The organism is Pseudocitrobacter vendiensis (assembly GCF_943590815.1).
In the GTDB taxonomy this organism is placed as follows: domain Bacteria; phylum Pseudomonadota; class Gammaproteobacteria; order Enterobacterales; family Enterobacteriaceae; genus Pseudocitrobacter; species Pseudocitrobacter vendiensis.
The window spans coordinates 15718-31443 of record NZ_CALSBS010000024.1 but is presented as its reverse complement, the minus strand read 5'-3'; the positions used below and the strand labels follow the sequence as shown (position 1 = coordinate 31443).

At 49.3% G+C, this 15726-nt stretch carries 18 protein-coding genes; 6 read left to right on the top strand and 12 right to left on the bottom strand.

Annotated features, from left to right (window positions below; all coding sequences use genetic code 11):
* Positions 1-290: 290 nt before the first annotated feature.
* The 3 genes from NMC31_RS20125 to NMC31_RS20115 form a co-directional block, all read right to left on the bottom strand.
* Positions 291-686 carry a DNA-binding protein gene (locus tag NMC31_RS20125; protein ID WP_223203170.1) on the bottom strand — a complete coding sequence of 132 codons (396 nt, stop codon included), beginning with the start codon at positions 684-686 and terminating at the stop codon, positions 291-293.
* A complete protein-coding gene (locus NMC31_RS20120) occupies positions 676-948 on the bottom strand; it encodes a hypothetical protein (RefSeq protein WP_022652138.1) in 273 nt (90 codons plus the stop codon). The genes NMC31_RS20125 and NMC31_RS20120 overlap by 11 nt, the downstream gene beginning before the upstream one ends.
* 313 nt (positions 949-1261) lie before the next feature.
* On the bottom strand, positions 1262-1588 hold the full coding sequence (locus tag NMC31_RS20115) for a hypothetical protein (protein ID WP_015063087.1): 327 nt from the start codon (positions 1586-1588) through the stop codon (positions 1262-1264).
* 188 nt (positions 1589-1776) lie between these two features.
* Here NMC31_RS20115 and NMC31_RS20110 point away from each other — a divergent pair, with 188 nt between their 5' ends.
* The gene (locus NMC31_RS20110; RefSeq protein WP_015063086.1) at positions 1777-2292 is read left to right on the top strand and encodes a hypothetical protein; all 516 of its coding nucleotides are present in this window, start codon (positions 1777-1779) and stop codon (positions 2290-2292) included.
* Between the two features lie 587 nt (positions 2293-2879).
* Here the strand turns inward: NMC31_RS20110 and NMC31_RS20105 are convergent.
* On the bottom strand, positions 2880-3761 hold the full coding sequence (locus NMC31_RS20105; RefSeq protein ID WP_015063085.1) for a RepB family plasmid replication initiator protein: 882 nt from the start codon (positions 3759-3761) through the stop codon (positions 2880-2882).
* Between the two features lie 458 nt (positions 3762-4219).
* Positions 4220-6640 carry an Ig-like domain-containing protein gene (locus tag NMC31_RS20100; protein ID WP_015063084.1) on the bottom strand — a complete coding sequence of 807 codons (2421 nt, stop codon included), beginning with the start codon at positions 6638-6640 and terminating at the stop codon, positions 4220-4222.
* Between the two features lie 224 nt (positions 6641-6864).
* Here NMC31_RS20100 and NMC31_RS20095 point away from each other — a divergent pair, with 224 nt between their 5' ends.
* Together NMC31_RS20095 and NMC31_RS20090 are read left to right on the top strand one after the other, a co-directional pair.
* Complete coding sequence (locus NMC31_RS20095) at positions 6865-7332, top strand: DUF4165 domain-containing protein (protein ID WP_015063083.1); 468 nt, start codon at positions 6865-6867, stop codon at positions 7330-7332.
* Positions 7326-7730, top strand: a complete 405-nt coding sequence (locus NMC31_RS20090; protein ID WP_071787996.1) for an Ig-like domain-containing protein — start codon at positions 7326-7328, stop codon at positions 7728-7730. Before NMC31_RS20095 ends, NMC31_RS20090 begins: the two co-directional genes overlap by 7 nt.
* Positions 7731-8249: 519 nt before the next feature.
* Here the strand turns inward: NMC31_RS20090 and NMC31_RS20085 are convergent.
* The 7 genes from NMC31_RS20085 to NMC31_RS20055 form a co-directional block, all read right to left on the bottom strand.
* Entirely contained in the window at positions 8250-8948 is a 699-nt protein-coding gene (locus tag NMC31_RS20085; protein WP_022652135.1) for a hypothetical protein, read from the bottom strand.
* 84 nt (positions 8949-9032) lie between these two features.
* Positions 9033-9332: a hypothetical protein gene (locus tag NMC31_RS20080; RefSeq protein ID WP_032610385.1), complete on the bottom strand. Its 300-nt coding sequence runs from the start codon at positions 9330-9332 to the stop codon at positions 9033-9035.
* A gap of 35 nt (positions 9333-9367) precedes the next feature.
* Positions 9368-9622, bottom strand: coding sequence for a hypothetical protein (locus NMC31_RS20075; protein ID WP_022652133.1), 255 nt, complete (start codon positions 9620-9622; stop codon positions 9368-9370).
* Positions 9623-9673: 51 nt separating this feature from the next.
* Positions 9674-9937 carry a hypothetical protein gene (locus tag NMC31_RS20070; RefSeq protein ID WP_022652132.1) on the bottom strand — a complete coding sequence of 88 codons (264 nt, stop codon included), beginning with the start codon at positions 9935-9937 and terminating at the stop codon, positions 9674-9676.
* A 100-nt stretch (positions 9938-10037) separates the two neighbouring features.
* Complete coding sequence (locus tag NMC31_RS20065; RefSeq protein WP_032610383.1) at positions 10038-10379, bottom strand: hypothetical protein; 342 nt, start codon at positions 10377-10379, stop codon at positions 10038-10040.
* A 462-nt stretch (positions 10380-10841) separates the two neighbouring features.
* Positions 10842-11618 (bottom strand): hypothetical protein, encoded by a 777-nt coding sequence (locus NMC31_RS20060; RefSeq protein ID WP_022652130.1) that lies wholly within the window; start codon positions 11616-11618, stop codon positions 10842-10844.
* 148 nt (positions 11619-11766) lie between these two features.
* Entirely contained in the window at positions 11767-12543 is a 777-nt protein-coding gene (locus tag NMC31_RS20055; RefSeq protein ID WP_022652129.1) for a hypothetical protein, read from the bottom strand.
* Positions 12544-13356: 813 nt separating this feature from the next.
* On the opposite strand from NMC31_RS20055, the gene NMC31_RS20050 reads away from it, so the two are divergent.
* The 3 genes from NMC31_RS20050 (at position 13357) to NMC31_RS20040 (ending at position 15374) form a co-directional block, all read left to right on the top strand.
* Positions 13357-13824, top strand: coding sequence for a DnaJ-like cysteine-rich domain-containing protein (locus tag NMC31_RS20050; protein WP_022652128.1), 468 nt, complete (start codon positions 13357-13359; stop codon positions 13822-13824).
* 63 nt (positions 13825-13887) lie between these two features.
* Positions 13888-14184, top strand: a complete 297-nt coding sequence (locus NMC31_RS20045) for a type II toxin-antitoxin system RelE/ParE family toxin (protein WP_015063076.1) — start codon at positions 13888-13890, stop codon at positions 14182-14184.
* An 8-nt stretch (positions 14185-14192) separates the two neighbouring features.
* Positions 14193-15374, top strand: a complete 1182-nt coding sequence (locus NMC31_RS20040) for a hypothetical protein (protein ID WP_022652127.1) — start codon at positions 14193-14195, stop codon at positions 15372-15374.
* The last annotated feature ends 352 nt before the right edge of the window (positions 15375-15726 follow it).

Below are 15726 nucleotides of genomic sequence, written 5' to 3'. Positions count from 1 at the left end.
ATGCCGGTTTCCGCTGGCGGCCATCCCTCAAACGCGCAGCCCAAGGCTGCGCGTTCTTCATTCTGGAGGACGGCGACCGATTGGGCTATGAAGACCAAACGCGGCTACCGCCTGCAGGCAACCGCCCCCGATGCAGCACGCTCGGGCTTTCTACCGCGAAGCTCCTATGTGGCTCCCAGCCCACAACGCCACAGCCCCGCAAGGCGGCCCGAAGTAGAGCCAAACCCGCACCCCATATAGACTTCCGGCCATCAGGCTGATTTCAACAATCGCTTGACTGCGGACATTTTTTATTGCTGCGCTGCGCTCCAGGCGTCCAGTTCTTCCTTCGTTTCGAACGACACAACTACTACAGCATCATGATCAGGGCGTTGCGGCTGTCGCACCATCTGAAAAGGCGGCTCAAAGGTCATATAGTAAATAGGCTGTTCCCGGCGTGCCACCCACTCAGCTTGTTTCCGTTCTGCCAGTTCACAGGCCTCATCATACGTGTCAGCCTGAGCCAGCCATGTCGGCCTATCCCACGCCCCGCCGTTCAGACAGTACACGTGAAATTTCTCGTTATGGGTGACGCAGTAAGGATGATCCCACCAGGCATCGAGCTGGGCCTTGCTGCGCTTCTCGTTAGGCGTAATGTCGAAATTCTTCGGAAGTGTAGGGTTGTTCGGGATCTGGTTAGGCATCATGCGCCTCCTGTTCATACACGCCACGGGGAAGCGCCCGCATGTCATCAGTAATGACAAAAAGCGATTCTGAAATCGTGTTGCCTGTTGGGCGCCCGTCCCCGCAAATTACCACGGCATCATTGCCTGGGTAGCGAGCCGACTCAATGACGGCGAATTCTATGCCATCTGCACGGCGAAACCAGTACAGGCTTTCACCTTCCGGTGATGTTTCAATAGTCTTGCGGAAAAACGTTCCTTCCAGTGTTTCGGGGATGTAAGGCATAAACACTCCTTGTGTACGAAAAAGACCACAAGTTGTTACCCCTGCGGCCTGATCGGGCGAATGCTGCCATTAAGACGGTTAATCGCCCTTGTAAGGTGAGGCAACAAAATGGATTCTAACGCTGTAGCTAACATTCCAGTAGGAATAATTATCCCCGCGAACGCGGATCTAAAACTGATCATCTTTGACTTTCCCAGCATCCGTCCGCTGGGCCAGCAGCAGCAAACACGGGTTCAGCAAGGCGATACACTGTACCGGGTACTGTAAACCCCTGTCCTGCCTATGTCGGTCAGCAGGACTGGAGGCGTGAAGTTCACGTGCTGTGGCCATATACAGACTGGTCTTCCCATGACTCACTGTCATGTTCAAGGGGGCCGGTGATCCATTGTGCGGTGCGTGAAGCTCGGGAGCGAAAAGCCCATGTTTCGTCAGGGCCGATAGTGACGTTTTCCTCCGTCAATGAGGCGTTTTCTGGCATTACAGGTAACTTGCGGGTATCACGATCACCGCTTCCCAGCCAGTGTTCTACTTGCGCCTGGGTCTGAAACAAAAAAGCATGCATATGGCAGGCTGTACCGTCATTGATACCGTACATCCGAAGTCCATCATCAAACTCAGCTATAAAAATATTGTGTGACATACATTAACCTCATGGAATTCGCTTTTTCAGGGGCGAATCCTGGTGCCTTAATTAAAGGGTAAAAAGGTAAACGCTCACCAATGGTACAATATAAAAAACCAATAACGTCATCCACGAACCTTTTTTGAGGCCGTAGATGATTTTAAACGTAGTATCTCTAAACTCGTACAAAATGGAGCATCAAAATAATGAAAATAAACATGGGTAGTCTGAAAAGCGCTGCACCGCTCTTTGTTCTTATTGGCTTGATGATCGCGTTTTCGGCCTATGTGAAATCATGGGCATTGTTATACACGTTGCTGGCGTCATCAGTCATGCTCACAGTCATGATATCGTTGCCATTTCTTGTCTCGCCTTTACAGCATTCAAAATTCATAGTCCTGCGAATTTTACGTTTACTGGTTATTACGCTCTGGGCGGTTGGCCTTGTCGGCGTACTCTTTTCAGTTGTGGAACGCCTTGTATGGGTTAATGCTGACAGCTATCCGTCATGGCTGGCGAAGGAACTGGATTCCCCGACCATCACGGATGGTGAAACTTTTATTAAAGCTACAGAGTCTTTTGAGAAGACCTGCGGTAAAAATAAAGGTTCTCTCAGCGTTGTCGCAAGGCATAACGGCATGTTTATGCGCTGCGATGATAGCGTCTCTTTCGACACCTGGTGGAAGGGGGTTTACCAACTTAAAACACCTGAGACTCGATGATGCATTTCTTTAGTGCAGCAACAGAATGGCCGTATTGTGGTTAAGACATTTTCGACGATATCAGCTACTCCACTGTGGCGGGAAAAGATTCCCCTCTCAGCCACCGGGTACGCAATCTTAGTGGCTCCACTATACCGGGTACAGTTTCCACTTCAGCCTCATCGTGCTATCAGGGCCGTTCACCCTTCACGAACCACTTTATCGGGTATATCTTCCTTCCCGTGACATCACGCCATCCGGGGCGGAGGCAGTAACGGGCTCCACTATACCGGGTAAAACTTGCCAACCAGTGCCGCCACATTTCCGGTGCCTGGTTCGCAAGGGGCCTTATCCACTATACCGGGTATGGATCACATTTTCGTGGCTCCACTGTACCGGGTATAGTTCACATTTTGGTTGAAAAACACACAGAATCGTCAGGGTAAGGCTGAAGAGAAAGGGCTGCATCGGAGTTTTAGGGCTGACATTACCCGGTGTAGTGGAGATCCACTGTACCGGGTAAAAACAGAGCGGAAAGGAGAAGAATATCCACTATTCCGGGTAATGCAGCCACCCACGCGGCAGGCAGCTGCATTATCCGGCATCTATCATGGCTTCATGTTTCTTTTCAGAATATTCAGTACATAATCGCCGTTTTCTTTGTCTATGGAGTATTCCAGAAAACCGATCTCTTTAAGCTGGCCCAGCGCCTTTTTAACTGTGGCATTCTGGTTGCCAAGATGTGAGGACAGTTGCAGGCGTTCACGCAGCCGGTCAAATCCGATACGGTAAAAGGTGCTCGGTAACTCAGCCAGATACAGATACAGGGCCTGTGCGGACTCCTTACGGGCCAGTTTCTGCAACGTCTTCAGGTAGAGTCGGGTTTTACCGTCGACGCGATACAGCGTATTGAGCTTCGAATTTGGCTTGATGACGATTTTCCCGGTGGAACTGTCGTAGTACGTGGATTCCACGAGGTGCATGTTTATCGTTATCTGATCGTCTGTACCGGGTATTTTCTTAATGAACGAGATACTGGTTCGGGCAATACGCGTCAATGAAGCATCAAAACGCTCTTTCAATTGCCTATCAATGCGCTTAGTGTCAAAACCGCAGAACTTAGCAAACTCCGGGAAATTCAGCTCCAGCTGACCTTCCGAGTCGAGCGGACGGTTAGACAATGCATAAACGATCCCACACCATGATTTGAAGTCAGAGTCCATGTCGAGGCGCGGGCCATAAATTTGGATCTGGCTGTAGCCTTCACCCTCGACAATGGATAGTCTCGAAAGGGGTTCGGTGGCATCGATGCGGTGACTCTTCCGGCCACCCTTATCCGTGGATTTCAGTGTTGGCACAAACACACCCAGACGGAGTAAAACTTTCGGCTGAATGGTCTGTCTTAGCGTGGGAAGCAGTTGGATAACTTCCCCGGAATCTTTTAGGGACTCTTCAATGACAAGAGATAACTTGTTGTTATTACTAGACATATAGAAAGATCCGTTTTGTGCATAAGATCTACATCCTACCCGGTATAGTGTATCGAATCCACCCGGTATAGTGGATTATGCACCCTGTATAGTGGATGGATTACCCGACATAGTGTATTTCGCCCCCTGTACAGTGGATGGCGATCCGCTGAGAGCCCCGATATTACTGGCCTGCGAGGATCGTTATTCCTTTTTGATCTGCTATTGATCCTATATTGATCTTTATTATTATTCTATCCTGTTGATAACTATGCACAGAGACGTCATGAAGCATTACGATCGAAATGTGAGTAAATTCCGATCCGTTCTAAGAACCGCACTAGCACACTTCTTCCCTTGTAGAAAAAGTTACTTTTTTGACGCAAGCGGCTACAGAGTTATGAGGAGAGAGAGCGGAGAAAATGCAGGAAATGGCGTCACGAAAAAAAGCCGCCAGAGTGACTGACGGCTTTTTATGGTTACTTCAGCTCATCAATTTGGATCATAAACTCAGCGGCTCCGGTCTTGCCGTTCTCTGATGGATAAACCGGCATGAGAAGATTATCACCCATACCCATGTCGATATTAACATTTACAGACTCCCCAGGAGCTGCCTCCGCTCCATTAAACACTATCCCGAAGTTGGCATCCTTACGTACTGAGAGGGTCGCGTTCTGTAAGCCTTTGGCTATTTCACCGTTAGTCTTGCGGAGCATGTTTGTAGACAGATAGGCAAGTGGCACGTTATCAGAGGTTTTGAGCGCCGACTTTACTGCAAGGGTTCGAAGGTTATGCAGCTGTACCAAGTTATTCGGGAGATAACTGAACTTCTGTGTGTAAGTTTTTGTGTTGGACTGGCTGTCCGACACTGTCACACTGAGAGCATAGTTTTCAGAGGGCTCGAAATTCGGGAATATGCGCGGATATTCCGGCGAGTATATGTCTTTACCAGCAGGTGACCAACTGAGTTCAACATTGTCTGATGTCGGTCCGCCAGTTAGCTGGAGACGAGTAATGCGAGGTGTGGTCAGGTTATCGCTCAGTGCAATGCGCAGATTTTCCAGACCATAGACGACGGTGTCATCCTTTACCGGCTTCCCTTCGAAGGTAATAGCAACCGTTGGGGGTGTGGCATCGAGAGCTATCACGCCATAGGTTTTGTTTGTCTGGTTACCGAAACGATCCTGAATATTCACTTCAACGTTGTATTGCCCTTCAGACTGCCGGGAAAGGTCATACTCAATCGTGTAGTTACCCGCGTTTCTGGACTTTTCGACTCCCACAGGCGTCATGCGCTGTTTGGAGTTCTTATCGGTAAGATAGAATCCGAGGAGTCTGAATCCGTCGAACCAATCATTATCTCTGTTGAGATGAGCTTCAACAGTCAGTATCTTAGATGTCGGGCTGTAGGTGATCTCACCAATTTCTGGGACGATTTGATTGTTCCAGCGTGTCATAACCCACTGCTCGGAACGAAGAATAGGGTTCGCGACACTGCGTACATAATAAAGTGTACGGTTATAACCCTGAGTCCCTACCGCCATATCAAAATTCTCAGGAGCTTCGCAACTTGTCTGGCCAACCGGAATGCGGCAGGTTAGGCGTCCCCCAACTTCCTGCTCAAACGGTCTGGCTTCTACATTAAATCTTGCCCGGACGATTTTAATCGGCAATCTGGAAGACAGAACTGTCTCGAAGTCCTTCGACTTATACCAGGTGCCATTGCTATCCTGAAAATCCTCCCAGGTGCCAGTAAAAGCAGGCGTCTTGTTTGCGTTCGGGTTGAGCGTCATCGTGTAGGTCGGGAAGTATCCTGCCCACTGTCCAAAGTTGGCCATACGAGCCATATCCCCATTGAAGGCACCAAATGGCAGCGTCATTTCGACATAGCTGTAGGTGGCATCAGAAGCGATTTCTTTTGCAGCCGAATAAAGGTTAATAAATTCCAGTCCACCCTCTGCATATGCCCGGTAGTTAGATCTCGGGATTTTATACACCAGCCTGATAGGGTTTTCGTTAACCACCATACCGGCTTTATAGGCCGGGTAGTTTTTCACGCCGGGAACGACGCTGGTTGCATCATTTGGATCATGAACAGCGAAAAGGGATATCTCACCAATTGTATTATCAAACCGAAATTTTTGGGTCGGTAACGTGCGGATATTCCCGGCGGTGTCGTAAATTTTGGCTTTTGCCTGAAATTCTTCGTCAAGGTTGCTATCAGGGATGCCCGGTTGCTTCACACTTGCGAAGGTGTAGGGCAGGTACATCGTCTTGTCACCGACGTTGTATTTCATTGGCGTTGAGCTGAAAAGGGTTCCATTAGCGCGATAGATTTCAAATATGCCTTTATCTATTCCAACCGCATCAGCGATGCCCGTTGATAAAAAGCTGTATTGCGCCACAGCTTCAAGACCTAATTTAAATACCGCTCCAGTTCCAGTGCCCAGTGATGTGGTTGCTGTAAGGGCATTTGCAGCCGGAGGTGTGGTGTCTATTGTCCAGTTGTAGTTATACGTAGCTACCACTGACTGATTCAGATCCAAAATGTTGACCTGGACGATCAGTTTTCCTTCCCCGAGAGCGGGTAAAGTTACTTTCTTCCCGTAAAATTCACTGCCGTCGGCTGCTTTTAGCCGATCAGCCACACCGGTACGGGTAGTGGTGGTATTGTACAACTGCGCCCCGGTTTCCCGGGTCACTTTAACGTTTACAAAGCGATCCAATCCAGAAATAAGCGTCAGCGTTACGGTAGAAGCCGGATTGAGTAGCATCCGGGTTGAAGGCGCGTGTACTTCAATGCCATTGGTATCTGTAAAGCTGGATTCATAAATCTGAGCTGTTACCGGAACTGAGACGCCGAGCAAAACCATAGCCAAAGTTATAGTCTGATATTTCATTCAGTATTCCCCTATTGTTTTGTCGTTATTTTAAACGATTCACCTCCGGCACTTTTTCGTTAAGCAGAGTATTTCTGGGCCGTTAATCAGCGGATATTGTCACTTTCGCTGGCCTGGCAAAAGGCGCACAAACGGGCGTTGTTTTACTGAATAATTACACCTCTTATCACCCGGGTGATGAAAACGTTTCGGGTAAAATTTCCTGGCCAACCAGGAGAACATAAATGAAATTTTACAGAGGTCCGTTGATCGCCGCCGTCTATGCGGCACTGCTGTTCCCACTTTGCGGCCAGGCTCAGCTGTACAACTATTCGTACACCGACACACGTGGTACGAAAGTGAATGCTGAACCCTCCAGAGCGTATCTCAACCCAGGTAGCGCAATTACGCTGAACTTGATATCTGGTCTCGACCGCTACGAGCGCGTTACCGTGACACGATCATCAGATAATGTGCAGATGTTCCAGAGTGTCACCGGCCTGGTGACAGTGGCCGACAGGATCACTGCCGCTGATGGTAGTGAGTACTACGGCAAATCCATGGCACTGCCGGTACTGGGCGAGGGGACTTTTGCCCTTAAATCCGAAACCCTCGACAATAAGTCGAATGTCGTGGCCACAACCAGCTACTCCTTCAGCATTGATACCCGCGTATCTTCCCCGCAACAGATGATGCAGATTCCTACGTGCTGACTGCCATAGCAATGGATGAAGCCGGAAACAGCACCACAAAGAGCAGCCGGTTCCGCTACGTACCGAACAACCTGATTGAATTTAATACCATCAAGACGCTGGCTGTGGGCATGGGGCTGAAGACATCAGATAACCAGCCACTGGCGTATCTGCGGACCAACAGCATCCGGAAGAAAGATGGTTCGCTGATCACAGGAGTGCAGACCGGCACGCTGACGGTCCGTAAAGATGCGGCCTTTGCGGTCAGTATGAATGGGGCGACTGTCATTCCCGGAGATTCGAAAGACATCACAATAGACTTCGGTCAAGGGGATGGCATCCTGATCCCGATCTTCCCGGCCACCAGCGGCAAAGTTGGCGAATCCCGCTTCATGATCGAGCTGCCGCAAATCCAATAAACACCACAGAACCGGCCCCGTCATACGGGGCCTTTTCATGGTGTCTTAACGTAGCCAGAAAGAAACGGAACAGGCTGATTTAGTCGAATGTCAGAGATTGCTGAGAAAACGTTTATCACGCATTTCGCTCCACTGGAGAGAATTTGCTATCGCGCTCCCCGGGTGCAGGGTCTCACGCCCGATCGCCATCAAATTCAAATGCAGCTCCAATTTTTGCGTCTTGGCGTCACCTGGTTACCACCCGCACTCGCCATGGCAGAACTGGAACACCTTCTTAAGGGGTATGACGCCGACCACTGTCGGCTACTGGAAAACGTCCTGGATACAGCCCACCGGCATTACCTGGAGTCCTGTGGACCGCTAAAGAGAGAAGGGGGCCGCGTCGGGAACCGCATATCAGGCACCCGCCACGACGAAGCACATTTGTGTGTACGGTTTATGTCAACACGCTATGAATTGGCCACTGAGCTTTGTGCCGCTTATGTGTGCAGCAGGTATGCTTATGGGTGATCGTACCGGTTACTTCTTGTCTTCCAACGAGGCCAAGCGGCTAATTTCTTTCATACCGAGACGAGCGGCCACGCCCATGGCGGAGGCTTCGAGTTCGGCCTTGCCGTGTGAGACGATTTTGTCCATGGATTCCTGCATCAACTGGGTGCTGAAGGCCAGATTAACCGGCAGGTTGGCGATTGCGCCGGACAGAGACTGATATACTTCTTCAAGCTCGCGCTTTCCTGCCTTGCCTTTTGCCACCAGCAAAGCCAGTGCTTTCAGCTTTTCATTCACTTTCGCCATCTCGCGCTCAGAGGCTTCCCGGATCTGACGCTCATAACGTTCGCGTGTCGACTCAATATAGCCAATCTCCGGCTGGCGCTCATAGTCGCCGCGAATCAAACTGTTAATGGTACACGGCACGCCGTCACTCATTCCGAACGATGTGATCATTGAGGCCCACTGAGCCGGAGACAGACTGACTTTCAGAAGTGGGGAACGGCGTCTGCCTTCCGCCAGCCGATGACGGATCACTCCATCGCGCTCAACCTGCTCTGATTCACTGAAGGTCAGCGTAATCACCTCTTTATGAATGAGGTCGGAGGCATACAAGCGCTGCCCCGTCGTTGTCGTGCGGCTTACCGATACCTGCCCGTATGCCGTGTGACGGGTGATCACCTCTTCCATCTCGTTTTCTGTTACCGTCGGTATTACTGTGTTTTCCATTGTCATGCCCTGAATCGAATTAATGTTGACAGCGTCTGGCGTAATACCGATGTGAGACCGGACTGCCTGGGAACTTTACCCGTATCACTCGCTAAATTGGACGCCCGCTGACCGGAGTAACTCTCTGACATCGTCTGCCAGGAAATACGTTTCTGTTGTGTTGCCCGGGCCATCAAAGAAACAGGTCTCGGGCAACTGAATTGCCTGCGACTGCTGCTGTATCTGTTCCCGGGACTCGTTACTTTCGACGATAGCATCGGCAATGACTTCTGTTGCCCAATCGCGATCAAAGCCAGGCATCGTATGGAGTGATGCCACCATGTCGCTGGGTAAGGCATCGATATAGTCCAGAGCCGCCTGAGCTACCGAAATCAGTTCTTTCATGGTTGTCACCTTACTGTTGTGCTCATTCACCGCGCTTAACTCGCGTGAGCCGATTCTTTACGTTTATTGATAAGAAACTCTTCACCGCACGTTCCGCATTTCAAAATGTATTCTGCGTGCCTGAGTTGCTTTAAGGACATTGCTTTGCAAACGGGGCAGGCAAGGTGTTCTGAAAGCCGACGCATCAGTTGATTAATTTCAGAGCATTGTTCTGGCGTTAACTTGTGGCGGGTTTCCCACTTATAGGTCGCTTCCCGCACGACACGAGCCACGATATTTTTACCCTTCATCACTCTTGTCCTCCGGTGCAGCCAGCCATCTTACTCACTTCCGTGCGCATGTCAGCGAATAATGACCAGGTCAGGACCAAAACTGAATCCATCGCCCATCCGGTCGGAATGCTTCGATACATACGATTTCCCGTACTTCTCCAGGTCTTGCAGGCTTGATTTTGCCAGATTCCATGAATACTCATGCCCCCAGATTTCCCCATCCCGATCAGCAAATCTTGCGGGTTTATAGTTGTCCTTGAGCAGAGCATAGACACGTTCGAGAGTTGGTAATTCTGGACTGGTCTTAACGTTAGATGCGTCAGCGTTCGTCATTATTATGTACTCATTCGAGTTGATGGATAGGGAAGGTTGCACGCGAACTGTGGCGCTCCCCGTTTTACTGATAACCTGTCGGTGCTCATGCACTACGAAATTAGAATGATTGAAGGCACGTCACGCTTCCCGAAAACCTTTTCCCGTTCCGGCGTTTAGGAAGCGAGTATTCGCCGTCAAACCGGTAGATGCCGACCTTAGAGCAGGGTCCTCCGTCTTTAACCAATTCCCAGATGAAATCGGCACGGTCACTGAAATAGCCAGGACCTTCGTCAAAGGATGAAAATTCACTATGCACAACACACAGATCGCCGTGCTGACCGTTGATAAAAACGAAGTGACCTTTATGCTTTTCGCCTGGCTTCGCATCGAGGTGTCCAAACGTTTGATACATTACGGAGGCTTGATGTTCTGCCCCTGTCTTTCCAAGTAATTCACGCATCTCACTCCCCCTTTGCAGTTGCGACCATTGCACGGTAAACATCTGCAAGACGCTGGCTCATTAATCGAGACATTTTTCCAGTGGCCGAAGTTATCTGCTTCCGGCCTGCAATTAGCTGTTCCATCGTGGGAACTACCGGGACGCGGGTCATACCTTCCACTTCTCCTGCGCCAGTAGTGGTAACTTGATCAACATACTGCTCAACCTGATGCTGCTCTTCGTCGGTCCTCCATTATGATTTCTTCAATCAGACGTCTTACAACCCAGTTACTTAGGTTGCTTTGTGACGGAAGGCGCTTATACCTTCCGCCTCGGCCATTTCGTTGCCCGCGCTGAGCATTCCAGCGTCGAAGTACGCCATCGTTAATTTTCGGTGGTAGTGTGGCAACATCGCCCATCTGCCTGACTCCTGTCCTGAATTATTTCACTCGGGGCCAAAATACCGCTGTGTTGTTTGCCAGGTTACACCCCTGGCACCAACAGGGACGGGCTGTTATAAGAAAAGCGGTCTACTGGAGCATCTTCAAATCCGTGGTTCGGCGCATCTGGTGTCAGAACAAGGCCGTCATGTGCCGCGTGAATATGCAGCAGTGAATCACTGCCCGTGTCGATGTGCAGCGTCGGTACACCCCGATCGATCTCAAAAATGAGGCCGAAACAAGTCGTGCCGGATTCATTCACCACTTCACACTGAATGTTTTTCTCTTCTAACAACACCTTCACCTGATAGGACTGACAGTCTTCTTCTGGCAGCTGGGTTTCACCCAGTTGCCAGTCCTGTAACGTCCGGATAATCTCTGAAGGCGTTGCCTGCGATTCCGGCGTCAGAAGCGCATACACCTGCTGGCGGAACTGCTGGCTCAACTCCTCCATCAGGGGATTGTCCTCGCCATCGAAATGTTCTTCCCAGCCATCAGGATCAGCGTGCATCCAAACGTTATGCGTCAGAGACGGTAGTGAGTCGTCAGGGTGTACGATGAGATATGGGGAGCTTTCTTTTGTTTCCAGATAGCGGACAGGCTGGCCATCCAGCAAAGCTTCATCAACTGCCGTACCATCGGTTTCCGGCAATGCGATTTCCGTGACATTGCCGCCGCAATGCTCTGCCACAACACGCCCCAGATCCTCCATCAGTGCGCGATGTTTTTCTGGAGAATCCAGCTCGCCCAATAATTCCGGTTTTACCAGTAATGCAGTAATAATTGTTGCCAGTTCACGAGTTGAAATTAATTTAGCCATGATAGTCATCCTTTCATCTGATGTGTTAATTCTAACAGTTTCGGTTTGCTGGCTAATAACCCGGCGTGAAGTTTTTTAAAAATATATTCGCCCTTTAAACAAAGAGCGAACAATGGAATTAAAAAAGGACAAATTTGTAATTAATGAATCAGGAGGCTGCTTTAACTAATAAGCCAGGGCGACCGTTGGTATACCTGTCAGGCGGCGAAATACCGAATTCATGATTCAGGGAGTCAGTTGAAAGGACCATGCCGCCGTGAGCAGCCTGGACGTGCAGAACTGAAGGATCAGTGTCACCCGCGTTTACATGGACCGAGGGAACACCATTTTCAATTAACAACGTCAGGGCCATTACCAGGCGTGATTCCACATCCTGTACTGCCAGCTGGGCATGACCGCCGAGCGCCATAGTAACGATAAACTCTGCTGAAGACCCGGGCTGTTCGTCGTCGAGGTTGCAGTAATCACGCATTCGTACCACCTGCGAGGGAAGATTAGCATGGTTGGTTTGTGTCTGAAGGAGCATCCGCTGGAGGGCGTAGCGGCGAACTGAGCACTCTTTATGCGTCGGCAATTCATCAGGGCTTTCTTCGTCGCTGCCTTTGATATGGTCAAGCCAGCCATCTCGGGCATGGTGACGCCAGACATTATCGGTGAGGGAGTGCATGTCCGCGCCGGGAGATACGACGAGATAAGGGGTTACATCCGGAGAGGTCAGATAATCGGCCTGGCTTGATTCATCGCGATCCACCGGCATGATCACACCGTCAATCTCTCCTCCGCAATGTTTCGCCACCAGCTCAGCGATATCCTGCATAAATGCTTTATGCGACTCCGGTGTTTTTAATTCATTCATTAATGTGGGTTGCACCAGTAATCCACAGACAATTTCCGCAAGCTCGGCAGGTAATAGACATTTTGGCATGGTTGGTTCTCCTCTTTTTTGAATGAGAACACTCTAACATTCCGGCTTATTTTCCAAATAAGTTGAAGGCATTTATTTTTTTAAAAATTCATATCCAAACTATAATTAAAATAGTCCATTTTAATCTCAGAAAAGTAACTTTTCTAAAGGCTTACCGGGAGGGCATTAACGAGTGTTTCGTAATCACATTTGTGCCAGTTGAAAGCCGGTGTGCATGACCATTGTTTCGTGACCTTAAACCCAGGAATCGTCGAGCGTCTGGGAGAAAGGCTGCGACACCTTCGGTTAAGATGGGTCTTGTGAGTGGGGAAGGGACGCTACAGCCGGAAGACAAACTGAATCTGCCATTTCAGCCCGCGAGTATCCCGACCCTGTGCCACCGTTTTATAGCTAACATTTCTCCTTTACTGTAGCATTCTGCCGTTTCGCCATCCTCTCGGAACTTCGGTATACCGCGAGCGGAATATTTGCCAGTCATATGGCCCTTACTGGTAACCGGAAAAAAGCTTCATGAAGGCGGATAGGAAGTTCCTTAGACGCATATGGTGTTTTTAAATTAACACATAAGCATTGCTACTCATAAGGATGTAAAATAACCATGCCCATTAAGGATGTAATTAAGACCTCATTGGTTTTTTTTTGGTATTTGTAAACAGACAATTCCGAAAATATTTCTCAGTAAAATTGAATCCTGCATATATAAACTGCCTTTAGCAGTGCTGCAAAATTATTTTTAAAAATCTTTCATTCAGGTTATTAGCCAGCGAGACCAATCTGTCATGATTACTTCAGACCAAACCTGAGGAATCAAAAATGGATAAATACTTTGACCAGAGCGGAATTGAAATCGACAACGCTAAGATTCAGTGTATTGATTCAGTAAAAGGCACCGGGGAATATATTTATCGGGTCACTTGCAATAAATGCAAAGGCCGTGGTGAGCGTAAACACTTTTATAGGAGCCGCTGCATGGCATGTAATGGTACGGGCTATAGCCTGGTCACAACCCGTACATGTTACACCCTTTCCGCGTTATATCGCACATACCCGGAAGCGGCACGCAAGATTTCAGCAGCTCAGGCAGTAGTGCGTCAGCGTGCTGTACAATCAAAGACTTCCGCGTTCAATCTGTGGTGTAAGAGCAATCAGGAACTGGTTGACGCCATCACACAGCAAGACGGGGAGAACAGCTTTCTGAACAGTCTGAAATCGACGTTATCACGGAAATATCCATTAAGTGATAAACAACTAACGGTCGCAGCCAGAATTCTCGGGATTTAATAAATCAGCTTCAGGCTTTTATAATTCTTATTTAATTTTACTCATTCCATTACGGAGGAAGATATGATCCATTCATTTAAAGACAGACGGCTGGAAAGCTTTTTCCGTAATGGAAAGTCCACAGCAGGTATTCCTGCTGATCTGTTAAATGCGATTTCATGCAGACTGAAAACGTTAAATAATGTAAAAAACGAACGCGAATTGTTATCAAGTAGTTTGCGTTACGAACGCTTAAGGATGACCGCAAACCGGTACTCTTCCATTCGAGTTAATTCAAAATATCGGTTATTCTTTGTGTGGAATGATGGCGTACATAACGTTCACCTGTCGGCGCATGATTATAAATCGCTAATCCATTAAGGTAAAAAATGAAACTTTTCGGTATTTTATCCAGGGATGCAGGCACGGATGCGATGTTTTATATTCAGACCAGCACTAAACAACAGGCAAGCTTCATATTTGATGCCCTTGTCCCCCGGCTGAATGCGCATTGCCAACTGATCGACCCACTGAATGAAACAATTATACCTTCACTAAGCCGGACGACACTTTCTTTACAGCCCTGGTCCCAGAATACCCAGACACGGACGAGTGAGCTGAAGATGACGACGCACGGTCTGACTCTCTCCGGGGCAGTGATGGTGGAACACTCCCGGCAGATCGTCGACTTCTGCGATAACCTGGGCCTGCGCCTCGATGCACCCACCGGGAAACCCAGCTGGACAGAACTGATCAATGCTGACCTTGAGCAGCTTAATTCCCCGCGTTTGTTCCCCGTCCTTACCCAATCTGGCACGGAAGGACAGTTTCAGATCTATGTCCCGGCACCGGCTGTCATTGACGCCGACGTAGTCATTGCAAGCGTGATCGGCGAGTGTTTTAGCGGCGTTACCCCGTACTGCGTGAACGGCACTCCATATCCGCTGACTGAAAAGCCGCTGATCCGGATGGAGGCACACGTTAGTGACATGCATACACGGGTTTTTGAGCTGACATTCGTCAGTTATAACCTGGCCCTTACTGCGACGGTATATGACAACAATCTGCGCCAGGTTCTGATGCTGTGTGAAGATTTTGGTGTCACCCTTCAGGGGCGAGCGGGTGCATCCTGTCATGCCTACATGCGTAACGAATACCGGCGGCTTGCACATGTAGGTGTTTGCTCACGCTCCGGGGCTGAAGACGATGTCCGCGCTTACAGCTCATATAAAGAGGAAACCCTGATCCGGCAGCTGCTGAATCAGGCGACGGCGGACAGCACATTGATCCCGGCGCGACACGGCCAGCAATTTAACGGTGTGCTGATGAATGCCACCCCGTCATCAGCAACCACCGGATTTATCTACCTGTCACAGGAATTCCCGCAAGGCCAGTTTATGATGACGGCGGAAGTGGTGAATGCCAGCAGCACGCCACGGGGGATCAGTTACATCGAAACGGTGGACGGTTACCGTTTTATTGTGACTGCATACGACACGAGAGCGATGAATTCCCTGACCGAATTTCTTGAAGTTAACGAGACCTATTTTACCCCATACCGCTGGGCGTAGCGCCAGCGCACCGGACAGCCAGGGAGGGCATCCGGAAAAGGTGATTTCACGCCATCAACAGAGCGCGAAACTCGCAGAAAAACAGACTGGCCCTATTTTAATACCCGATCACCGAAGCCAATTGCCTTCCGGGCAGAATGCCTGAGTATACCGGGTCTTAGCGACGTGGGATCAGGGCAGCCGGGAAAAGTAACTTTTGAAAAATTAGACGTGGTCAGTCGGCATGGTGTATTAAATTTCAAATCCTCTGGTTATATTCCTTCTTATAAACAATCCTCCTAATTTTTAAAGCTATCAATCACATCATCAACTATTCGGAAAAATTTTGCCGCAGGTTATTAGCCGTCGAGCG

What these genes read in the sequence shown, in the direction of transcription:
- NMC31_RS20125 (WP_223203170.1), bottom strand. Translation starts at nt 686, where the DNA reads ATGATGCCTAACCAGATCCCGAACAACCCTACACTTCCGAAGAATTTC.
- NMC31_RS20120 (WP_022652138.1), bottom strand. Translation starts at nt 948, where the DNA reads ATGCCTTACATCCCCGAAACACTGGAAGGAACGTTTTTCCGCAAGACT.
- NMC31_RS20115 (WP_015063087.1), bottom strand. Translation starts at nt 1,588, where the DNA reads ATGTCACACAATATTTTTATAGCTGAGTTTGATGATGGACTTCGGATG.
- NMC31_RS20110 (WP_015063086.1), top strand. Translation starts at nt 1,777, where the DNA reads ATGAAAATAAACATGGGTAGTCTGAAAAGCGCTGCACCGCTCTTTGTT.
- NMC31_RS20105 (WP_015063085.1), bottom strand. Translation starts at nt 3,761, where the DNA reads ATGTCTAGTAATAACAACAAGTTATCTCTTGTCATTGAAGAGTCCCTA.
- NMC31_RS20100 (WP_015063084.1), bottom strand. Translation starts at nt 6,640, where the DNA reads ATGAAATATCAGACTATAACTTTGGCTATGGTTTTGCTCGGCGTCTCA.
- NMC31_RS20095 (WP_015063083.1), top strand. Translation starts at nt 6,865, where the DNA reads ATGAAATTTTACAGAGGTCCGTTGATCGCCGCCGTCTATGCGGCACTG.
- NMC31_RS20085 (WP_022652135.1), bottom strand. Translation starts at nt 8,948, where the DNA reads ATGGAAAACACAGTAATACCGACGGTAACAGAAAACGAGATGGAAGAG.
- NMC31_RS20080 (WP_032610385.1), bottom strand. Translation starts at nt 9,332, where the DNA reads ATGAAAGAACTGATTTCGGTAGCTCAGGCGGCTCTGGACTATATCGAT.
- NMC31_RS20075 (WP_022652133.1), bottom strand. Translation starts at nt 9,622, where the DNA reads ATGAAGGGTAAAAATATCGTGGCTCGTGTCGTGCGGGAAGCGACCTAT.
- NMC31_RS20070 (WP_022652132.1), bottom strand. Translation starts at nt 9,937, where the DNA reads ATGACGAACGCTGACGCATCTAACGTTAAGACCAGTCCAGAATTACCA.
- NMC31_RS20065 (WP_032610383.1), bottom strand. Translation starts at nt 10,379, where the DNA reads ATGCGTGAATTACTTGGAAAGACAGGGGCAGAACATCAAGCCTCCGTA.
- NMC31_RS20060 (WP_022652130.1), bottom strand. Translation starts at nt 11,618, where the DNA reads ATGGCTAAATTAATTTCAACTCGTGAACTGGCAACAATTATTACTGCA.
- NMC31_RS20055 (WP_022652129.1), bottom strand. Translation starts at nt 12,543, where the DNA reads ATGCCAAAATGTCTATTACCTGCCGAGCTTGCGGAAATTGTCTGTGGA.
- NMC31_RS20050 (WP_022652128.1), top strand. Translation starts at nt 13,357, where the DNA reads ATGGATAAATACTTTGACCAGAGCGGAATTGAAATCGACAACGCTAAG.
- NMC31_RS20045 (WP_015063076.1), top strand. Translation starts at nt 13,888, where the DNA reads ATGATCCATTCATTTAAAGACAGACGGCTGGAAAGCTTTTTCCGTAAT.
- NMC31_RS20040 (WP_022652127.1), top strand. Translation starts at nt 14,193, where the DNA reads ATGAAACTTTTCGGTATTTTATCCAGGGATGCAGGCACGGATGCGATG.